The 3,346-nt window shown below is 69.6% G+C and carries 4 protein-coding genes; all 4 read left to right on the forward strand.

The window, feature by feature from the left end; all coding sequences use genetic code 11:
• The coding region (locus ACQKIP_RS43295; RefSeq protein WP_427745526.1) for an SIP domain-containing protein at positions 1-1,428 on the forward strand (1,428 nt) is incomplete at its 5' end.
• Between the two features lie 108 nt (positions 1,429-1,536).
• Positions 1,537-2,541: an ABC transporter substrate-binding protein gene (locus ACQKIP_RS43300; protein WP_365866495.1), complete on the forward strand. Its 1,005-nt coding sequence runs from the start codon at positions 1,537-1,539 to the stop codon at positions 2,539-2,541.
• A gap of 81 nt (positions 2,542-2,622) precedes the next feature.
• Positions 2,623-2,775 carry a hypothetical protein gene (locus tag ACQKIP_RS43305; protein ID WP_365866493.1) on the forward strand — a complete coding sequence of 51 codons (153 nt, stop codon included), beginning with the start codon at positions 2,623-2,625 and terminating at the stop codon, positions 2,773-2,775.
• Positions 2,772-3,346: iron chelate uptake ABC transporter family permease subunit (locus tag ACQKIP_RS43310; RefSeq protein ID WP_427745528.1), on the forward strand; the 575-nt coding region annotated here is incomplete at its 3' end. The genes ACQKIP_RS43305 and ACQKIP_RS43310, both read left to right, overlap by 4 nt.

Raw genomic sequence — 3,346 nt, forward strand, 5'->3', positions numbered from 1 at the left:
TTCCCGGCCGGCGCCGACTGGTGGCTCGTGGCGGGAGATGACACCGCGCTCCCCGCGATCGGCCGCCTGCTCGACGAGCTTCCGGCCGACGCCCGGGCGCAGGTGTTCATCGAGATCGCCGAGGATGCCCACCGCCAGGAGCTGCGCGAGCTGCCCGGGGTGGTCGTGACGTGGCTGGTCCGGCCCGGCGCGACGCCGGGTGATTCGCTGCTCACCGAGGCCGTCCGCAGTACGCGGTGGTGGCCGGGCCAGGCATTCGTGTGGCTGGCCGGCGAGCACACGGCCGTCCGGGACATCCGCCGCCACCTGGTCGAAGACCGTGGGGTGCCCAAGGAGGACATCGACTTCACCGGATACTGGCGCCGCTCCGCGGTCGTCGCCTTGGAGAGCGACGGGGCGGTGCCCGATCCGGACAGGACGGTCACCCCGTTCCAGAAGCTCCACGACCTGACCGAGCTCGTCGCGCCGCTCGCGATCCGTACCGCCGTCGAGTTGGGCGTTGCCGATCTGCTCTCCCGTGGCATGACCGGCGTGGCCGAGCTGGCCGCCAAGGCGGGTGCCGACGAGCGCGCTCTGGGCAAGCTGCTGCGTTATCTGCACACCCTGGACGTGGTGACCGAGACAGAGCCGGGCCGCTACGCCCTGACTCCGGTCGGCGATGTCCTCACGCTCGATTTCATCGCCGACCGGCTGCACTCCGCAGGGGTGGTCGGTCGCGAAATGCTCGGGCTGTACGGACTTACGGAGTCGGTCCGCACCGGCCGGCCCGCCTACGCCTCGGTCACCGGCCAGACCTTCGCCGAAGTGCGAGCCGAGCAGGACTACGAGGACCGTCACCTGGAGCGCCTGGCGAAGTTCCAGCCCGCGCTGGCCGGATCGATCGCCACGTCCGATCTGCTCGCCGGAGTCCGGCACTTGGTGATCCACTCCGGTGGCGCGGGCGCGCACGCCCGTGAGTACGTCGGAGCCCACGAAAGCCTGCGTGTGACGATCTGCGCCCTGCCCGCCCAGGCCGACTGGCTGCGCCGCGACCTGCCCGACACGATTCCCGACGAGCGGCAGCGCACGCGGGTCGGCGTCGTTGAACAGTCCCTCTTCGAGCCCGGCCCGGCGGCCGATGCCGTGCTCATCAGCCGCGCCTTCAAAACCCTGCCCGACGCCGACGCCGCTCATGCGCTGCGCCGGGCGGCCGAGCACCTCGCGCCCGGCGGACGAGTGCTGCTGATCGAGGAGGTCTTCGACACCGACGACCTTGACGAGCACGACGGCGAAGAAGACCTCATCGGGCTCGTCTGCCACGGCTCCGGCCTGCGTACCGCAGCCGAGCTGGACGCCGTCATCGCACGGGCGGGCCTGACGCGCAGGTCGGCGCGGACCGTCGGCCTGGGCACCACCGTCCACGAACTCGTCCGCTCCACCGCCGACTGATCCCCTCGACTTCCCCTCTCCTCAACCCAACCCGCCCGAGCTTCCCCTCAACTCCCCTCCACCCCGGCAAACCCCTGCGCCCGGGGCAGAAGAGAAAGAAAGACCACCATGAGCAGCACCCTGACAACGAGACGCGGCATGTCCGTCGCCGTCGCGCTGATGAGCGCCTCACTCCTCCTCACCGCCTGCGGCAGCGACGGCGACGGCAACAAGGCCGCCGGCGAGACCGGCGGCGACAAGTCCGCCAAGACCCGCAGCGTCAAGGCCGAGAACGGCACCGTCAAGATCCCCGCCGCCCCCCGGCGCATCGTCACGATCGGCAACACGAACCTCCCCTTCATCGATCTCGGCGGCAAGCCGGTGGGTGTCACCGAGGTGTCCGACTCCGACCTCGCCGTACTGCCCAAGGAACAGAAGACCGCGTACGAGGCAGCCGAGGTCGTCGGCAGCAGCGGTGGTGACGTGGACCTGGAGAAGCTTGCCGCCCTCAAGCCGGACCTCATCCTGGTCCAGTTCCACTCCAACGACTGGGACAAGGTCGGCAAGCGGCTTGAGTCGGTTGCCCCGACGGTGCTCTGGGGCCTCGACACCGAGTGGAAGGAATTCGCCGACGAGATCGCCACGGCCGGCAACGTCACGGACGAACTCGGCCGGCAGAAGGCGAAGTTCGAGAAGAAGATCGCCAAGATCAAGAAGACCCACGGCAAGACCATCGACGACACCAAGTTCGTCGACGTCTCCCGCGGAGACTGGAGCGATCCCGGGACGTTCTACATCGCCGACATCGGCTGCTCCGAGATCGCCCGGGACGACATCGGCCTCGACCTGCCCGAGGCGGCCGAGGGCAAGGACCCCCTGGCCTACGAGTCCCTGCCGTTCGAGCAGATCGCTGAGCTCTCCAAGTACGACGTGATCACCTACCCCGTCGATGCCGAAGGCCGGCCGACCAAGCCCTTCCTGCCGGTGACCAAGACCAACACCTGGAAGGCGCTGCCCACCGTGACCTCCGATCGCGCGCTCGGAGTCTTCTGCCCCGGCAACAACTCCTACGGGCCCGTCCTGCAGTACCTGGACTCGCTCGACAGCGCTCTGGCGACGCTTCCCACGAAGTGAAGCCCAGACGCCGACGCGGCCCACGCCCTGCGCCCAGCGTTGCCCCTCACCCGTGACAACGAAGGAAAGAAGAGCAAGGCGATGACCTTGACACCCCTCTGGAAGTCGCCGGCGCAGGCCGAGGACGGCCGCGCCCTCGCCAGCCGGTGCAATCAGGCCATGACCTGTGTGAGCAAGGCCCCGATGCACAAGTCGCTCGACGAAGCGCTCACCACGCTGCCCGCGACCGGATGACGCTCGTGGACGCAACGCAAGCGGCGGCTGCCCGCGGGACAGCCGCCGCCCGGGCAACGGGCGCCGCCCCGGTCCCGCAGCGACGCCGCCGCGTCATCGGGATGGTCGCAGCCCTCGCCGTGCTGATCGTGCTGATGGTGCTCAGCGTCATGGTCGGTTCCACAGCGATACCGGTCACGGTGGTCTGGGACGCACTGGTCAACCCCTCCTCCGACCCCGACCAGTTCGCCATCCGCGACTTCCGGCTGCCGCGCACGATCGTGGGTCTGGTCGTCGGCGTCGCACTCGGTCTGTCGGGCGCGTTGATCCAGGCACTCATCCGCAACCCCCTGGCCGATCCGGGGGTCCTCGGCGTCCACGCCGGATCGTCCTTCGCGGTGACGGTCGCCGTGGGCCTGCTCGGCGTCCGCGAAGCCCAGGGCTACATGTGGTTCGCGTTCGCGGGAGCTCTGATCGTCACGCTCCTGGTGCTCGCCCTCGGGTCGACACGCAAGGGCTCCTCGCCGGTGGTCATGGTGCTCGCCGGGGTCTGTGTCGGCGCGGTGCTCGGCGGTGCGAGGGAGGCGCTGCA

The organism is Streptomyces sp. NPDC059900, assembly GCF_050270335.1.
In the GTDB taxonomy this organism is placed as follows: domain Bacteria; phylum Actinomycetota; class Actinomycetes; order Streptomycetales; family Streptomycetaceae; genus Streptomyces.

Coding starts and splice junctions, on each gene's coding strand:
- ACQKIP_RS43300 (WP_365866495.1), top strand. CDS start 1,537: ATGAGCAGCACCCTGACAACGAGACGCGGCATGTCCGTCGCCGTCGCG.
- ACQKIP_RS43305 (WP_365866493.1), top strand. CDS start 2,623: ATGACCTTGACACCCCTCTGGAAGTCGCCGGCGCAGGCCGAGGACGGC.